The sequence below is a fragment of the Candidatus Avedoeria danica genome, assembly GCA_016703025.1.
Classification (GTDB): domain Bacteria; phylum Chloroflexota; class Anaerolineae; order Epilineales; family Epilineaceae; genus Avedoeria; species Avedoeria danica.
On record JADJCV010000004.1, the window covers coordinates 1,552,113 to 1,569,245 of the forward strand.

At 71.2% G+C, this 17,133-nt stretch carries 11 protein-coding genes and 1 tRNA gene; 1 reads left to right on the forward strand and 11 read right to left on the reverse strand.

Annotation, left to right across the window (positions count from 1 at the left end; translation table 11 throughout):
* Window positions 1-131: 131 nt before the first annotated feature.
* From IPG72_09675 to IPG72_09685, 3 genes are all read right to left on the reverse strand, one after another.
* On the reverse strand, window positions 132-3,908 hold the full coding sequence (locus tag IPG72_09675; protein MBK6769252.1) for a hypothetical protein: 3,777 nt from the start codon (window positions 3,906-3,908) through the stop codon (window positions 132-134).
* Between the two features lie 222 nt (window positions 3,909-4,130).
* Window positions 4,131-5,105, reverse strand: coding sequence for an isoaspartyl peptidase/L-asparaginase (locus IPG72_09680; protein MBK6769253.1), 975 nt, complete (start codon window positions 5,103-5,105; stop codon window positions 4,131-4,133).
* A 23-nt stretch (window positions 5,106-5,128) separates the two neighbouring features.
* The gene (locus IPG72_09685) at window positions 5,129-5,902 is read right to left on the reverse strand and encodes a hypothetical protein (GenBank protein MBK6769254.1); all 774 of its coding nucleotides are present in this window, start codon (window positions 5,900-5,902) and stop codon (window positions 5,129-5,131) included.
* A 192-nt stretch (window positions 5,903-6,094) separates the two neighbouring features.
* On the opposite strand from IPG72_09685, the gene IPG72_09690 reads away from it, so the two are divergent.
* Entirely contained in the window at window positions 6,095-8,338 is a 2,244-nt protein-coding gene (locus IPG72_09690; GenBank protein MBK6769255.1) for a pyruvate dehydrogenase, read from the forward strand.
* Between the two features lie 23 nt (window positions 8,339-8,361).
* Here the strand turns inward: IPG72_09690 and IPG72_09695 are convergent, their stop codons facing one another.
* The 8 genes from IPG72_09695 to IPG72_09730 all read right to left on the reverse strand — a co-directional run bounded on the left by IPG72_09695 (window position 8,362) and on the right by IPG72_09730 (window position 17,079).
* A complete protein-coding gene (locus tag IPG72_09695; protein ID MBK6769256.1) occupies window positions 8,362-8,733 on the reverse strand; it encodes a hypothetical protein in 372 nt (123 codons plus the stop codon).
* Window positions 8,734-8,803: 70 nt separating this feature from the next.
* Window positions 8,804-9,946: a hypothetical protein gene (locus IPG72_09700; GenBank protein MBK6769257.1), complete on the reverse strand. Its 1,143-nt coding sequence runs from the start codon at window positions 9,944-9,946 to the stop codon at window positions 8,804-8,806.
* Entirely contained in the window at window positions 9,943-11,001 is a 1,059-nt protein-coding gene (locus IPG72_09705) for a hypothetical protein (GenBank protein ID MBK6769258.1), read from the reverse strand. Before IPG72_09705 ends, IPG72_09700 begins: the two co-directional genes overlap by 4 nt.
* 155 nt (window positions 11,002-11,156) lie before the next feature.
* Window positions 11,157-13,013, reverse strand: coding sequence for an ABC transporter ATP-binding protein (locus tag IPG72_09710; protein MBK6769259.1), 1,857 nt, complete (start codon window positions 13,011-13,013; stop codon window positions 11,157-11,159).
* A complete protein-coding gene (locus IPG72_09715; GenBank protein MBK6769260.1) occupies window positions 13,013-14,878 on the reverse strand; it encodes an ABC transporter ATP-binding protein in 1,866 nt (621 codons plus the stop codon). The genes IPG72_09710 and IPG72_09715 overlap by 1 nt, the downstream gene beginning before the upstream one ends.
* A 279-nt stretch (window positions 14,879-15,157) precedes the next feature.
* Window positions 15,158-15,253, reverse strand: a tRNA-Sec gene (locus IPG72_09720).
* An 87-nt stretch (window positions 15,254-15,340) separates the two neighbouring features.
* Window positions 15,341-16,087 carry a TlpA family protein disulfide reductase gene (locus IPG72_09725; GenBank protein MBK6769261.1) on the reverse strand — a complete coding sequence of 249 codons (747 nt, stop codon included), beginning with the start codon at window positions 16,085-16,087 and terminating at the stop codon, window positions 15,341-15,343.
* A gap of 17 nt (window positions 16,088-16,104) precedes the next feature.
* A complete protein-coding gene (locus tag IPG72_09730) occupies window positions 16,105-17,079 on the reverse strand; it encodes a hypothetical protein (protein ID MBK6769262.1) in 975 nt (324 codons plus the stop codon).
* Between the last annotated feature and the right edge of the window lie 54 nt (window positions 17,080-17,133).

A 17,133-nucleotide genomic window follows, 5' to 3' on the forward strand; every position in this document is an offset into this window, starting at 1 on the left:
GTCAGATGGACGCGCGGCCCGGAACAGGAAGAGGCCCGGCACGCGTCCACGTGCCGGGCCTCTGTCAATCCGTGCTCTGTCAATCCGTGCTTCGCGCAGCAGCAACGTTCGCGCCGGGCGCCGACCGTCCGCTAGGGAAACGGTGGCGGCGGCGGTCCCCCCGGCGTCGGCGCCGGCCCGCCTGACGGCGGCGGCGCGGCCGGTTGCCCCGGGCATCCCGGCGCATACGGCCCGGCGAACGCGAACGCGCCCGGGATCGGGAAGCCCATGTTGCCCGAGGCCTCATCGCCCGGGATCGGCGCGTCCAGGACCGTGCCGACGCGCTCCACCTTGACCGCCGCCAGACCGACGACGTTTCGCGTGAAGCCGCCGCGCGGGTCGAAGACGTCGTGCTCCCAGAACGTGGCGCTGATGATCGCCGAGCCCTTGAAGCCGCTGTTGATGAAGCCCCAGCTCTGGAGGTTGATGTACTCGACCTCTTTCTCGGACAGCATCTCGCACAGGTAGTCGATCAGCCCGTTCTGGTCGTAGATGAAGATCGCGAAGTTCGTGAAGCCGGGTTTGGGGACGATGTTCGCGATCGCGATCTCGGTCGTGACGCCGGTGCGCTTGTAGTCCTTCAGGAAGCTCGGGATCCCGATCCGGCCGATCCCCGAGTACGTCCCGCCCGGACCGCTGCCGAGCTGCCAGTCGTACGCCAGCTGCTCCGGGAACAGGTTGTAGGCGATCGCCTCGTTCGCCGACGTGCGCGTCGCGTCGGAGTACTTCACGAGCTGCGCCACGCCGACGATGTTCGGCGCCCGCACGTTCGGCGCGCCCGGCGAGAACCAGTCCTGGCTCTCGGCGCGGATGCTGCCGACCCAGTGGCCGGGCAGGTCGGCGATCACCGGCAGGAAGAACGTCTGCGATCCGCCCGCGCAGACCCAGTCGGCCACCGTCGTGATGATCCCCCCCGAGCGGTCCTGGAAGTAGACCTTCACCTTGGCGGCGGCCACCTTGGACTCGTTCTGGACGATGACCGCCGTGTCCCAGCCCTGGTACTCGGAGTAGACGAGCGGCCCGTAGGCCACCTGGCTGCCGACGGTGTAGGCCGGCTCGCCGTTGAAGACGTAGTTCAGCTCGCTCGGGGTGCCGTTGTAGGTCATCAGGACGTCGTTGCCCACGTGGTCGACGGCGATCGCCAGCGGCTGGGTGGATCGCACCCAGCTGGAACCGTACCAGCCGGCCGGCATGCAGCCGCCAACGTCGAACTGGTACGTCTCGCCGGGCGCGAGCGTCGCGATGTCGCAGATCCGGCTGCGCAGGCAGTCGTCCTGCGCCTTGAACCAGATCTCGATGGACGAGCACTCGAGGCCGGCGTTCTGGATGTAGAGGATGCTGTTGAAGCCGCCCTGCGCCGCGTACAGCGACGGCGCGAAGAACGCGTAGCCGCCGTACACGCTGTCGTACTTGCCGAGCCACTCGCCGGCGACCCCCTCGTAGCTGGCCGCCACGTTCACCTCCGGCCGCAGGTCGCCCGGGCACTTGCGCAGCACCTCGACGGCGATCGGCTGGCACGGCGGGGAGTGGAAGTTGAAGCCGTTCCAGAAGCCGCCCTCGGTGAACGCCTGGAAGAAGCGGCGGTACTCGTGGCAGTTGCCGACCACGGTCTCGAACAGCGTCTCGCACAGCGCGTCCGCATAGTAGTCCTGGCCGTGCGGACCCTGGATCATGTCCGTGTTCGCCGAGAACGCCATGCCGCTCTTGGCGCTCGACGGCAGCTGCGCGCCAAGGAAGTTCCACGTGCTGCCCGGCGCCAGGAGACCGGAGCACTCCACCTTCAGCGGCCCGGCACACTGCGGCGGGCAGAAGCCTGGCGCGCCCCACACCAGGACGAGCACCTTGGCCGGCCGATCGCCGACGTTCTGCGCTTCGATCCAGGCGTCGCAAACCTGATCGTTGCCCAGGTAGCCCAGGATCGGGAGGGCGGCATACGCGCCGATGTTCGGCCGGTCGGGGCTCTGGTTGTAGATCGGCCGCGGCGTCGGGGGCGGCGGGATGAAGGTCGGCGGCGCGGGCGGCGTCGGGAAGCCGCCGGGCGGCTCGAGCGTCGGCGGGCCGGGCGGGACGGGCGGCAGGCCGCCGGGACCGCCGTTCGGGCAGTAGCTGCACGCCTGGTACTGGAACAGCGCCTGGCAGTTCGGACCGTTCGGCTGGATCCAGAGGTACTGGCTCGGCCCCGTCCCCGGGATCGGGTTCCAGCCGACGGGCACGTCCATCCAGACGCGGTACTGGCCGGGCTCGAGGTTGTAGAAGTGCGCGTAGCCATTGCTGCCCTGCAGAAGTCGCATCGAGACGGGCGGCATCGCCGGCGTACCCCACGGCGTGAGGAGCACGGCATACACCGTGGCCGGGAACGGTCCCGGCAGACCCTGAGTCGTCGGCGATCGGAAAGCCACCGTCTGCACGTCCATCGATCCCGTCCCAGGCCGCCGTGTCGGCGTCGCGCCCGGCGACGTGCCGCCCCCGGTCGTCGCCGTCGCGGTCACGACGGGCACCGGCGCCGAGGTCGCGGTGCGCGTGGCGGTCGCGACGTTGGGGGTGGGCAGGGGCGACGTAGCCGATGCGGTCGCCGTACCCGACGGCAGCCCGGTCGGCGACGGGACGGGCGACGTCGGCGTCGGCTCCACGGTCGGCACGGCGACCGTCGCGGACGGCGCCTTGACGGTCGGCGTGTCGATCGCGCTGCCCGGCGTCGACGTCGGTGGAACGGTGGCGGGTGGTTCGACCGGCGCTTGCGTGGCGGTCGGCGCGCTCGTCTGCGTCGGCGGCACGGCCGTGTGCGTCGTCGTGGGCGGCACGTCCGTATCCGTCGGCGCGGGTGTTGCGGTGCGCGTGGCCGTCGGCGGATCGTCCGTGGGCGTCGGCGGATCGTCCGTGGGCGTCGGCGGGACGTCCGTGGGCTCGGGCGTGGCGGTGCGGGTGGCGGTGCGGGTGGCCGTCGCCGGCACATCCGTGTCCGTCGGCTCGGCCGTCGCCGGCGGGACGGCCGTCGGCGGGGCGTCCGTGGGCTCGGGTGTTGCGGTTCGGGTGGCGGTTCGGGTGGCCGTCGGCGGCACATCCGTGTCCGTCGGCTCGGCCGTCGCCGGCGGGACGACGGTTGGCGGGTCCAGCGTCGGCGTGCGCGTCGGGGGAACCTTGGTGGCCGTCGGTGCGATGACCACCGGCGTGTTCGTCGGCACGTCGTTCACGGCAAAGCAGCGGCGCGCCCCGCTGTCGCAGGCGGCCGATCCGTCGAGGCTGCGCGCCTCGTCGTCCGTGCCCCATTGGGCGCAGACCTGGCTCGGGTTGCCGATAAGCGCAAGATCAACGGTCATGTCCACGACGGGGCCGCACGTACCGACCCCTAGGGTAAACGACAGCCCGCGGCCGCTGGCCGACTGGCCGGCACCGCCGGAAGTCGCGCGGATGCGCCGCCAAGCGGGACTGCCGATCGCGTTGTTCAGGTACGCCGGCGGGTCGCTCGATGCCCAGTCGTCGCTGAAGCGGCCGTTGCCGTTCGGGTCGTCGAGCAGCGTCAGCTCACCCATGCCGTCCGAGTCCGCCGCACCGCCGGCCGCGACGTCGCGGTCTTCGAGCATGAGCAGGAACGAGCCGTGATCCGTCTCGATCCGCCACTTGTAGCGCGCGTCCGCGACGGCGCCGCCGGCGGACGGCCAGCCGGGCGCGCCGGCAAGGCAGACGCGCAGCGCCAGCTGGTCGCGCCCGAGGCGGTACCAGGCGGTGTTCACGTCGCGGCCGGCGTCGGTCGGCGGACAATTCGCCGGGCCGTCGTCGTCGAGGATCGTCCAACCGGCCTGCTGCGTCGCACCGGTGGACGGCTGCCCACCGAGGAGGGCCGGCAGCAGGCCGGCGGCAAGACCGATCACGAACAGCGGAGCCACAAGGATTGCGCGGCCGAAACGCCCCATCATTCCACCTCACGGACGGAGGCCGCGCATGGCCGCGGCTCCGATGACCGAATGAATATCGCCCAACGGAACGACCCTTGCGCTGCGGCGCAGGTGCGCCGCCGGCGTGTGGGTCGATTCGGGGGCGATAACGGTGTTCGCGGCGTCGCGTTAGGGCCAGTTGCCGCGGCATCGGCTGCGTCAGAGGTCGTCGCCGGACCCGTCGGTGTTGCGCCAGGCGACGGGCATGGCGTGCGTGTTGCGCGCCCAGCCCGGGCGGCCGGTCGCGTCGAGCACGATCAGCCCCGCTTGGCCGCCGGTGCGGTCGGCCAGATAGCGGACAGCCGCCGGCGCGGCATCTTCGGCGGTGGCGCCCTGGCACATCGACAGGCCGGTGTGGTGGGCCAGGCAGACGCGCATGATCAACTCGCCGTGCCCGGTGCACGACACGGCGCCGCCCCGGTCGTCCGCCCACGCCCCGCTGCCGATGATCGGCGAGTCGCCCACGCGACCGGGCCATTTGTCGCTCATCCCGCCGGTCGAAGTGGCGGCGGCGAAGTGCCCGAACGCGTCGCACGCGACGGCGCCGACGGTGTCGCCGGGCAGTGCCGGCGTGCGGGCGGCGGGCGGCGCGCCGTCGGGCACCTCGTCCGGCGCACCGTCCGGCACACCGTCGGGCGAGCGGAGACGATCGTGCTCGTCCGGCTCGGCGGGCGTCGTGCCGGCGCGGCCGGCCAGCCAGCGGGCGTGCACGTCGGGCGCGATGAGCGCAAGGCCGGGCACCGTCAGACCGCACTCGCGGGCGAAGCGGTGCGCGCCATCGCCGACGAGGAGGTGGTGCGGGCAACCGTCCATCACGCGGCGGGCCAGCGTGATCGGGTTCTTCACACCGTGCACCGCGGCCACTGCCCCGAAGCGCAGCGTCTCGCCGTCCACAAGGATCGCGTCGAGTTCGACTTCGCCGTCCCGGTTCAGGTAGCTGCCGTAGCCGGCGTCGAACAGCGGATCGTCCTCGAGGAGGCGAACGGCAGCCTCGACGGCGTCGAGGGCGGAGCCGCCGCGCAGCAGGACGTGCCAGCCGGCGTCGGCCGCCGCCCGGGCAGCGGCGCGCTTGGCCGGCACGTTGGACGGCGCGTGGAAGCCGGCGCCGCCGTGGACGAGGATGGAGGGCACCACGACGGCGCTTGTCTGCGTCGGGCCTACGGGCAGCTCGCGCCCATTGCCTTGACGACGCCGAAGACATCGTACAGATCGATCATGCCGTTCGGGACGACGTCGTAGCGCGGATCCCACGTGGCGGCGCCGGGCGTGTCGAGGAACCGACCGCTCACGGCCTCGACGTCGAGGCGGTTCACGATCCGGTCGGCGTTCACGTCCTCGGCGATCTTGCACTCCTGCGGCTTCGCCGTGGGCTGCGGGGCGCGCGGCGGCGTCACGGTGCGGTAATCGGGCTGCGGCACGGCGAACACCTGGGTCCAGACCGGGCTGAAGTCGATGGGCTGCGGGCTGTAGGCCACGCCGATGTCCGTGTACTTGCTGGACAGGATGTTCTTGCGGTGGCCGCTCGAGTTCATCCAACTGTCCATCACCGCCGCCGCGTCGGGCTGGCCCTGTGCGATGTTCTCGCCGACCGTGACGGCCATGTAGCCCGTCTTCCTCACGCGGTCGCCCGGCGCGCCGTCGCCACAGCCGGTGTGGGAGAAGCACTTCTTGGCGACCATGTGCTCGTTGTGCGCCCACGCCGCTTCCTGCAGCGAATAGTTCACGATGAGCGGCTTCTGGCCTGCCTTCTTGCGCTCGGCATTCACGAGGTCGACGACGGCCTGCTCTTCCGGCAGGATCCGCTCGCCGGGCGCCGAGGCCGATGTGGCCTGCGCTTGGAAGAAGACAAGCAACGCGGCCGCAACGAGCGGCAGCGCGAGCCAGCTGCGGCGCAGATCGAACTGATGACCCTTGACCGGATTCTGGACCATGTCCCACCTCGTTCGTCGGTACGGTGGTTCATCCAAACGATGGATGGCGTCGGCATACGGATGAAGGCCCTGGGCGTGAAGCGGGGCCGTTGGGTAGTATACCACGCGGGTCGCGGCGTCAAGAACGGCCTCCACGGCTGTGCTATCCTCAGCCACCTTTGTCCCGCCCCGCTGCCGCGCCGGAGTGCCGCGATGTTCACCGCCCCGACCGCCCCGCCGTCCGCCGCCCCGCCCTCTTCAGCCCCGGCCGCCCTCGACCGCTCCGCCGCCGTCGACCGCGTGGACTGGCTGGCCGTCGCCCGGACGGTGCTCACCTCGCGGGCGATCGATGCCACCGAGGAGCGGGAGCTTGCGCCGAGCGGGCTCGTGAAGTACCAGTTCTCGGCGCGCGGCCACGAGTTGGCCCAGGCGCTGCTCGGCCTCTGGCTCGACCACCCGCACGACGCCGCCACGGTGTACTACCGCTCCCGCCCGTTCATGCTGACCGCCGGCCTCGAGCCCGAGGAGGCGATGGCGGCGACGATGGCCCGCGCCGGCTCGCCGACCGGCGGCCGCGACATCGGCGTCGTGTTCTCGTTGCCGTCGCGCGGGCGCCAGACCGTGCTGCCGATGAGCGGCGACGTCGGCGCACAGTACACGCCGGCCGTCGGCTGGGCGCACGGGATCCGCTACCGGTCCGAGATCCTCGGCGAGACCGAGTGGGGCGGTGCGATCGCGGTCGTGCTCGGCGGCGACGGGAGCTGCGCGACGCCGGGCTTCTGGGCGGCGCTGAACATGGCCGCCACCGGCCGGCTGCCGCTCCTGATGCTCATCGAGGACAACGGCTATGCGATCAGCGTGCCCTCGACGTTTCAGACGCCGGGCGCCAACATCGCGTCCAACCTGGCCAGCTACGAGGGCGTCCTCATCCTCGACGGCGACGGCACGGATCCCGCCCTCGCGGCCGGCCTGATCGACCGGGCCGTCGCGCACGTCCGCTCGGGCACCGGACCGTGTTTGCTCCGCCTGGCCGTGCCGCGGCTGTGCGGGCACTCCATCCAGGACAACCAGTCCTACAAGGACGACGCCACCCGCCAGGCCGAGGAGGCCCGCGATCCGCTGCCGCGGCTCAAGGCGTTCCTCGTGCCGAGCCGGTTGGACGAGTCCTCCTGGGACGATCTTGTCAGCCAGGTCGAAACCGACGTCGCCGCGGCACGGCTGCGGGCGGAAGCACAGCCGGATGGCGATCCGGCGACGGCGGCGACGCGCGTGTTCTCGTCGGTCGGCGGGATCCGCCGCGCAGGCGAGGCGTCGAGTGGGCGGCTGTCCGCGTCGGCGGCGACGGACGGCGACATCGTGCAGGTCGTCGGCGGCACGCGCCCCGAGGGCGTCGGGCTGACCGCCGACTGGGAGGCAGCACCCCAGCCGCCCGAGCCGGTCCGGATCAACATGGTCGACGCGATTCGCCTCGCGCTCGAGGCCGAGCTGGCCGTGCAACCGCGGCTCGTCGTCTTTGGCGAGGATGTCGGCGTGAAGGGCGGCGTGCACGGCCTGACGCGCGACATGCAGTTGAAGTTCGGCCCAGCGCGCGTGTTCGACACGGCGCTGACGGAGGAAGGGATCATCGGCCGGGCGGTCGGCCTGGCCTATGCCGGCCTCGTGCCCGTGCCCGAGATCCAGTTCCGGAAGTACGCCGACCCGGCGACCGAGCAGCTGAACGACTGCGGCACGGTCCGGTGGCGGACGAACGGCCGGTTCGCGGCACCGGTCATCGTCCGGATGCCGGTCGGTTTCAGCCCGGCGACGGGCGATCCGTGGCACAGCATTTCCGGCGAGAGCGTCTTCGCCCACAGCTTCGGCTGGCGGGTCGTGATGCCGTCCAACGCCGAGGACGCCGTCGGCCTGCTGCGGACGGCGCTGCGCGGCGACGACCCGGTCTACTTTCTGGAGCACCGCGCCCTGTACTTCGGCGCCCAGGCCCGCCGCCCCTATCCAGGCGACAGCTACGCGATTCCGTTCGGCGTCGCGAACCGCGTGCGGGCAGGGGACGATCTGACGGTCGTGACGTGGGGCGCGATGGTGCACCGGTGCCTGGAAGCGGCCGAGGCGCTCGATCGAGAGGCCGCGGAGGCGGGCGGCGATCGGCACGGCGTCCCGAGCGCGTCCGTCGACATCCTCGACCTGCGCACGATCGTCCCATGGGACCGCGGGGCGGTGCTGGAGAGCGTCCGTCGAACGGGCCGGTGCCTGATCGTCCACGAGGACAACCTGACGGCCGGCTTCGGCGGTGAGATCGCGGCGGTCGTGGCGCAGGAGGCGTTCGACGTGCTGGATGCGCCGGTGGTGCGGGTGGGGGCGCCGGACTGCCCGGTGCCGTACAGCTTGGCGTTGATGGAGGGGGTCGTACCGACGGTGGGGGAGATTGCGGGGCGGATGCGGGCGTTGTTGGGGTTCTGAAGGGCGGCCGGCGTCGTCCGTTCTCAGAGCAAGGGCCATCGATGCCCGCAGGCATGACACGTCGCGAGACGGCCGGTTCGCCGCGTGTGCGCATGGCCCCACAGCCGCACCGCCGCAACCACGAACGGAACGACCACGACCGCGCCAAGGAACACGCCTTCGACGGTGGGCTGCCACTCTGCAGCGCTCCCGCCGTCGCGCAGGAGCCGCACGATCTGGTACGCCGTGCTGACGACGATGATCGATCCGATCACGCCGATCCAGCGTAGCGACAAGTTCGCCCTGCGGATCCTGCCCCGCGTGATCCGGTCGTCCGCCGCGGCCGCCTCGATCGAAACCAGCGGGCTGGCGCAGTGCGGGCAGGCGACGTCATCGAGGAGGACGTGGTCGGGCACGGTCGGTTGCCGTAGCGTATCGGGCGTCTCGGCGAGGCGCAGCGAGCGCGGAGCCTGCGGCCCCCGCTCCCTACGGCCCCCGCCCCATGAAGTCCCGCGGCCGCATGTGGAACCCCACCCACTCCACCGGCATGTACGGCGCATCCTCGCTGCGGACCTCGTGGTAGGCGTGCACGGCGTACCAGATGACGATGTCGTCGTTGATCACGTTGTCGCCCGTGATGTACGTGCTCAGGATGTCGGCGTCGTCCGTGCTGACGAAGCGCTCGCCGGGCTTCTGCTTGGTGACCCAGAACTCGCCGCGCGAGAAGCCCTCGTTGGGCTTGGCGCGCAGCTGGCCGTCGCCGGGGCTCGGGATCAGCTCGTAGCTCATCGCCAGGCCCTGGCTGTTGCCGCGGTTGTGGTCCACGACGCGCCACTTGCGGAACGTCGTCAGGTCGGTCGGGCGATAGGTCTCGCCCAGCAGCGTGTTCCAGCCGTTCGCGCCCGTGGCGCCGCCGCCGGTGACCGGGGCGACGCGGTAGAACTCCTCGACGCTGTCGCCCTCGGGATCCTCGATGTCGATGTCCAGGCGCCAGTACACGTTGTGCAGATGGGCCGTGTTGCCGAACTGGAGCGCGCCGGCGAGGCCGACCTCGGGATGGATCGTTCCGTCGTCGTGGAACATCCAGCTCGTCAGGTAGTTGTACGCGCCCATCTGGCTGCTCACCAGGAGCCGCAGCGCCTTGCCCCGCCGCCCGGCGCAGTTGCCGGCGCAGAAGCGCGATGCGATCCCGCTGTCCATGATCTCACGGCACACCTTGCCGCCCTGCAGGAGCGAGCCGTGCGCACAGTCGATCGGCTGGTTAAGCGGCTGCATTGCCGCGCCGAGCCCGTACGCCACGTCGTGGTAGCGCGGCGTGCCGGTCTCGTACGGGACGAAGATCTGGGCGACCGTGCCGTCGCTCATCACGTGCTGCCAGCCGTCCGGGCTCTTGTAGAACGCCTGCGTGATCGCCAAGCCCTCGTTCGCCCGGATCTCCCAGCAGATGGACCAGTTCGCGCCCTCGGCCAGGTTCTGGCCGCCGCAATAGGCGCTGGCCTGGGCGGACACCGCGACGGGACGGCCAAAGAGCGCGATCGCCAGGACGGCCAGCCCGGCGGCGATCCCCGCCAGCCGACCTCGATGCCGCGGTTGTTCGATGATCACTGCAGCGCTCCCATCTGCGCTCACGGCTGGTTTCCTTCCATCGGATCGGCTGTCGGTGCATCTTCCGGTGCATCTTCAGGCGCAGCGTACCCTTCGTCCGCCGCGCCGGCCGACGCCGCGTCGATGGGCGCATCCGCGTCCGAGTGCGCCGTCCCGGCCTCGCTGGCCGCGGGCATGTCGGCGACGTCGACGACCTGCAGCGTCACGAGGTCGACGACCGCGGTGAACGTCGGCAGCGGCGCCTTGACGGTGCCGAAGAACAGGCGCACGCAGCGGTGCTCGGCGCACGGGCCGTCCTCGGCGCGCGTGATCAGGCCGTTGGCGATGGCGGTCGCCGCGTCGAGGCCGGCCGCCTCGAGCTTCTCGATGACCCGCTCATCCTGCCGCGCGACCATCGCCGCCTCGTCGATCTCCTCGCGCACGAGCGGCAGACCGGCGCCCAGCGGGGCCTCGAGCGCGCTCACGTCGCCGCTCGCCAGGTCGACCTTGGCGTATACGGCCTCGCCGGTGTCGTAGCGGTAGATCCCGACCTCGGCAGCCCGCGCCGTGCCGCCCTTTTCGTTCAGCCGTTGGGTGTACAGCACCCGGTAGCTCGGCCGCTCGGCCAATGCCGCCACGCGGTCCTCGGCCGACGCCGCGTCGAGATCCGTGTCCGACGTCCCTGCCTGCACTGCGCTGCGGTCGACGGCCGAGGCCACGACGTCCTGCACGACGGTGGAGGCAACGGCCAGATCGGATGCCCGCGCGACCTCGTCGTCCGTGAGCATGTTCGCCGGGCCGGGAGGGGCGTTCTCGCTCGCCTCACGGGCCGCCATCTCATCCGACGTCATCGCCATGCCGGCGCTGCGGTCGGCCGCGTCCCCATCCTCGGTGCCGGCACCCTGGGTCTCGGTCATCGCGCGCTTCGTGTCGCCGCGTCCGGGGCCGGGGGCCTCGGCCTCATCGCCGGCATCGCCGGCCTGTTCGGTGGCGGCCGACCCACCGTCGTCGCCGTCGTCCGTCGGCAGCGCGTCGCAGCCGGCCAGCACGGCGAGCATCGCCAGCGGCAGCACGACGCGTCCGATTCGCCATCGGGCCATGGGTCCCTCCTGGTGTGGGGTTTCGAAGAAGCGGTCGCCTGGCTGACGGCGCCGCCGTCCGACGAAGGGATCGAAGGGTGAGCGAGCGGGCGGGATGATAGAGGTGTTGTGTTATGTCTGCAAGGCGGGGAGGTGACGATTGAAGAGACAAGAGATCAACGGCTGAAGCCGTTGCCCCCTTCGGCCCCCGACGCGCCCACCACCCCTTCCTCCTCCGGCACCACGTAGTCCAACGACTGATGCCGAAAGTACGTGTCGTACAGCTCGGCATAGTGCCCGCCGCCGCGCATGAGCGCGGCGTGGTCGCCCTCCTCGATGATCCGGCCGCTCTCGAGAACCAGAATCCGGTCCGCCGCCTGGACCGTGCTCAGCCGGTGGGCGATGACGATCGACGTCGCCTCGGCCAGGATCAGCTCGAGCGCCTCCTGGATCTGAGCCTCGGTGAACGGATCGATGGACGCCGTCGCCTCGTCGAGGATGAAGATCGCCGGGCCCTGGACGATGACCCGCATCAGGCTCACGAGCTGCCGCTGCCCGACGCTCAGTCGGTCGCCGCGTTCGCCGACGTCCGTCGCAAGGCCGTTGGGCAGCGCCGTCAGCCACTCCCCGTCGCCGATCCGCATGGCCAGCGCCTCGATCTCGGCGTCCGTCGCTTCGGGTCGGGCGTAGCGGATGTTGTCGGCGACGGTCCCGTTGAACAGGAACGGCATCTGCGGGACGATGCCGAGGTGGCGGCGGTACGCCGTCAGATCGAACGTGCGCACGTCGCGGCCGTCGATGCGGATCGTGCCCGCCTGGAACTCGTAGAAGCGCTCCACCAGCCGGGCGATGGACGACTTGCCGGCGCCGGTGTGGCCCACGAGCGCGACGCTCTCGCCGGCGCGGATGTGGAGGCTGAAGTCGGGCAGGACGGGCTCGGCGTCGCCGTAGCCGAAGCGCACGTGGTCGAACGTGATCTCGCCCGCCAGGTGCGGCACCGGCTCGGATGCCGTCTGCTTCACGGACGGCTCGGCGTCGATCAGCGCGAACACGCGTTCCACGGCCGCGAACCCGACCTGCACCTGACTCCAGAACGACGAGATGTTGATGATCGGGAACCAGATCCGGTCCATCATCTGCGCGAACAGGAACCAAGCCGCGAGCGTCAGCAGCCCCTGGCGAACCTCGATGGCGCCGCGCCAGACGATGAGCGCCGTTCCGACGCCGATCAGCAGGTTCAGCACCGGGAAGACCATCGCCAGCGTGAAGCCGCGCGTGAAGTTCAGGCGGTAGCTCGTCCGGTTCACGGCCGCGAACTCGTCGTACACCGTCTGCTCGCGCCGGAAGTTCTTGGCCACGGCGATGCCGGCAATGGTCTCGAACGTCTTCGCATTCACCTCGCCCATCGCCCGCGATCCCTGCCGGGTGACGCTGCGGGCGATCGAGCGGAAGCCCCACGTGAAGACGAAGAGCACCGGCACCGTGAGGAGCGTCCAGAGCATCAGGCGCCAGGAGTACGTCGTCGCGACGACCGCCAGGATCGCGACCTCGATGACCTGCGAGAGCAGGTCGCCGACGAGCGTCACGCTCTGGGCGATGTCCGACGTGTCCGACGTGATCCGGCTGACGATCCGGCCCGACGCGAAGCGGTCGTAGAACGAGAGGTCGTGCGAGGCGGCGGCCTTGAACGCATCCCGCCGCAGCGCGAGCACGATGTCGCCGATCGTCCGCGCCAGCGCCCTGCGCCGGACGAAGTTGCCGGCCCAGATGAGGACCCAGCTGACGAACAGGAAGGCGATGAGGCCCAGGACGACACGCTGCGGCACGGCCGCCGCCCCGGCCGCGCCGAACCGGTTGACGGCAAACGCCAGCACGAGCGGCACGCCGGCCGACAGCGCCGAGATCACGAGGACGCCGACCGCGACGAGGACGAGCTGCGCGCGGTGCGGGCGGAAGTAGATTGCCGCGCGCCGGATCAGGGCGGCATCGCCGTACTGCCGATCGTAGGCCTCGACGTCGAGGTTGTTGAACATCATGGCGCCACACCCGCACCGTCGCCCATGACGTCCTCGACGTCGCCTGGGGCGAGCCGGACGAAGATCCGGCGATAGGGGGGGCACGTGTCCAACAGCTCGTCGTGCCGGCCGACCGCCTCGACCGCGCCGCCGCGGAGGACGACGACGACGTCCGCCCACCGGATCTGCGACAGCCGGTGGGTGATGAGGACCGTCGTCCGGCCGTGGGCGGCGCGGCGCATCGCGCGCTGGATCCGGTCCTCGGTCGCGGAGTCGATCGCGCTCGTCGAATCGTCGAGGACGAGGATGTGCGGGTCCGTGATCAGGGCACGGGCGATCGCCAGTCGTTGTCGCTGGCCGCCGGAGAGCGTAACGCCGCGCTCGCCGATGACGGTGTCGTAGCCCTCGGGCAGGCGCTCGATGAAGCCGTGCGCCTGCGCTTCGCGTGCCGCGGCCTCGATCTCGGCGCGCGTCGCGTCCGGGCAGCCGAAGGCGATGTTCTCGGCCACGGAGCGACTGAAGAGGAACGGCGCCTGCTCGATGATCGCGATCTGCCGCCTCAGCCGCTCGAGCGACCACTCGCGCACGTCGACGCCGTCGACGGTGACGCGGCCGGCGTCGACGTCATAGGTGCGGTTGATCAGTCGGGCCAGCGTCGTCTTGCCGGCGCCCGTCTGGCCGACGATCGCCACGGTCTGGCCGGGCGACACGCGGAAGCTCACGTCGCGCAGGACGGGCGATGCCGCGTCGTATCCGAACCGGACGCCCTCGAAGACGATCTCGCCTTCGATGTCCGCCGCATGCCCGCCGCTGTTCTGATCGAGGTCCGTGCTGCGATTGATCAGCTCGAGGATCCGCCGGGCCGACGCCATGCCGAGGCTGACCTGGCTGTAGGCGAAGAGCGAGACGAACGTCGGGAAGCCGAACAGGCCGAGATAGCCGGTGTAGGCCACGATGTCCTTGATCGCCACGCCGCTGCCCGGCTGGCGCGCCAGCCACGCCACGTGCGCAAAGCCGAACGTGATCGCCAGACCCATGAGCAGGAGCGGCAGGAAGCGCGCTTCCTGGTCGCCCTGCCGCACGATGGCGTCGCGGTAGGCCCGTGCGTTCACCGTGAACCGCTCGACCTCGGCCCCCTCCTGCGCGGCGCTCTTCACGACCTCGATCCCGTCGATCGCCTCGGCCAGGCGGCTGTTCAGCCGGCCGAACGTCTCGCGCGCCTCCCGTGTGACGGGGGCGAGCTGGCGCAGGTACGCCCGCAGGGCCCAGACATAGCTGAGCACGAACAGCGTCGGGACGATCGCCAGCTGGGGATGGATCGTGTAGCCGAACACGGCCGGCATGACGAGGAAGAACCCGGAGCCGATGACGAGGTTGAGGCCGGGGTTGAACATGAGGTTCAGCTCGCGCACATCGTTCGTCGCGCGGGCCATCGTGTCGCCGACGGGCTGCCGACCGTGGAACGTCATGCTCTTGCCGAGCAGGCTGGCGTAGAGCTCGTCGCGCACGTCCCGCTCGAGCCGCTGGCCGAACGCCTCGCTCCCGGCGTTGCGCCCGAGCTGCAGCACGGCGCGCACCGTCTGCGAGGCGATGAGGAGCCACGCCACCCGGATGATCGTGGCCATCGCCGGCTCCCACGCCGAGATGCCACCCGACGCCGTGCTCGCCGCGGCGCCCGCCAAGGCACCGTACGCCTCACCGACCAGCTTCGGCACGACGCCGGCCAGCACGGCATTGCCGAGCGCACCGACGAGGACGATCGGGATCAGCCAGCCGTGGCGCAGGACGTGCGACAGCACCCAGCGCCCGGCGGAGCGACGGTCCGTTCGATAGGGGCGCGTGAGCGCGAACTCGGTCGTGGCGGGCTGGGCAACGACGGCCATGTGGTGCTCCTCGGCACGGCGCGCGAAGGGTCCATTCTAGTCCGGTGACCAAGCCGAACGGTGCGGCGGCCGGACAGCGATCGGGCGGAGCCGCGATACATGGCGGCTGGCCATGGGGTCGAAGGCGCGGCGTAGCGCGCCTGCTTGGTGGGGATGCGCGGGCGGTATGGGCGGCGCGGGCCTCCGGGCGACGCGTTCGCATCGCCCCGGCGCGGCACATGGTGTGACGAATGAACATGCGCGCGGGCCTTCCGAGATCGGAAGGCCCGCGCGCTGTGTCGGGGATGCATGGGAGTCGAACCCACCAGCGCCGGCTACACACCGCCGCTCACCGATTTTGAAGACCGGGGAGGCCACCGGGCCCCATTCATCCCCACGACGAGAACACGAAGAGAAACGGCGCGTCCCCCGCCCGCCGTCGACCGATCGCCGCACGGCCGACGGCCATGCGGCGCCGGAGGACTACGGCCGAAGCATCAACGACGCCGCCTGCTCCAGCTCGTACGGGCTGCCGTACGCGCCGCGCTTGATCGACATGATCCGGCCGTCCCGGCCCAGAAGGTAGGTCGTCGGATACGTGCCGATCCGGTACGTGTCGGCCACCTGCCCATCCACGTCGAGCCCGACCGGGAACGTCAGGCCGAGCTCGGCCAGGTAGGGCGCGACGAGTTCGGCCGGCTCATCGACATCGACCGCCACCACCGCCAGATCGCCGGCGTCGGCGTGTGCGTCGTGGAGCGCTTGAAGGAAGGGCATCTCGTGGCGACACGGCACACACCACGTCGCCCAGAAATTGAGGAGCACGGCCTTGCCGGCGTAGTCAGCCAAGTCGACGATCGTCTCCGGCGCCGGCCCGCTCAGTCGGAAGGTCGGCGCCAGATCGCCGAGGTTGGCCATGCCCGGCTCGACGACGCCAACCGAGAGCACCCCCGTGTCGGATCCGGCCACGGGCGGAGCGGCGGGGGTCGGCGCCATGGCCCGGCCATCGACGCCGGCCGGTGCGTCGGCCCCCTTCAGCGCGCCGAGCATCGCCGCGAGCGTCGCCTCGCCCTCCGCCCCGCTGACCGGCGCCGCCGGCGCGGGCGCCCGCAAGCGCGCGACGACCCGCCCCGAGGCGAAGCCGACGCCGAGCATCGCCGCGGCGGTGAGGACGTAGATCAGCGGCCAAGGGCGGGAGGCGACCGGTCGGCCGTCCCGTTCGTCAACCATTGCGACCTCCCCGTCGTTCATGGCTGCGTCCCCGGTTCGGCGCCGCGCTCCTCAGCCGGCAGAACGCTGTCGGGATCGTAGAAGTAGATCTGGACGCTCTGCGTCTCCCACGCCCGGTCGAGCCAGTCGCGAACCAACGCGTCGCGCCGCTCGGCATTCTGGCGCTCCTCCTGCGGCAGGTCCTTGAGGATCGCGGACTGGATGAACAGGTCGATGTCGCCGGCCCGTTGCAGGAAGGCCACCACGTTCGCCTCGGCGACGCCGTTCGCCGCCATCGCATCATCGAGTTGCTGCCGCGCCGCACTCTGGCGGGCCAGGAGGCTATCGATCAGCTCCTGCGCGGAAAGCGGCGGCGGCTTGTCGGGCATCGTGCGCGCCGCGTTCTCCAACAGGATCGCGTCGATCTGCCGCCGCAGCAGCTTGACCTGGAAGGCCCGCATGCCCGCCACGTCGTCGTAGTTCGGCACGGGGTCGGCCGAGAGCGTGGCGATCGTGCGCGCCACGCGGACGGCGATCTCGAGATCGGCCATCAGGAACGGCACGCCGTCGATGTTGGCGACCATCGATTCGCGCGGGAAGTCGGGGTTGAGCGGCGGGACGTTGGCCAGCGCGGTCAGCGGCGGCGTCGTCGGCACGACGCCGGCGCCAACGCCCGGCGCGGCGCCCGGCACCGCTGCCGCCGCGCCGTTCGCCGGAGCCTGCGCCGGCGGCATGGTCACGTCGGGCTGGCGGCGCAGGAGGACCGCTGCCACACCGGCCAGGAGGAGCAGCGCCAAGCTGCCGCCGGCGATGATCGGCAGCAGGCCGCCGCCGGTAGGGCCCGCGTCCGGCGGGCGCGCGCCGGACGGGCGCGGCTCACGCGGGCGGTCCGCGGCTTTCGCCTTGGGTCGAGTCTCGATCTTGAGCAAAGGCATGCCGGTCAGCGCTTTCAGGGGCAGGAGTGAGGGATCGATCCCAGTAGCCGTCACGCCGGCGATCGGGCGGCGGATCACGCGATCGAAACAACGGGAACGGCCGGCAATCATAGATGAGAAACGATCGGCCTG

Coding starts and splice junctions, on each gene's coding strand:
- IPG72_09685 (MBK6769254.1), bottom strand. CDS start 5,902: ATGGTCCAGAATCCGGTCAAGGGTCATCAGTTCGATCTGCGCCGCAGC.
- IPG72_09690 (MBK6769255.1), top strand. CDS start 6,095: ATGTTCACCGCCCCGACCGCCCCGCCGTCCGCCGCCCCGCCCTCTTCA.
- IPG72_09705 (MBK6769258.1), bottom strand. CDS start 11,001: ATGGCCCGATGGCGAATCGGACGCGTCGTGCTGCCGCTGGCGATGCTC.
- IPG72_09710 (MBK6769259.1), bottom strand. CDS start 13,013: ATGTTCAACAACCTCGACGTCGAGGCCTACGATCGGCAGTACGGCGAT.
- IPG72_09715 (MBK6769260.1), bottom strand. CDS start 14,878: ATGGCCGTCGTTGCCCAGCCCGCCACGACCGAGTTCGCGCTCACGCGC.
- IPG72_09725 (MBK6769261.1), bottom strand. CDS start 16,087: ATGGTTGACGAACGGGACGGCCGACCGGTCGCCTCCCGCCCTTGGCCG.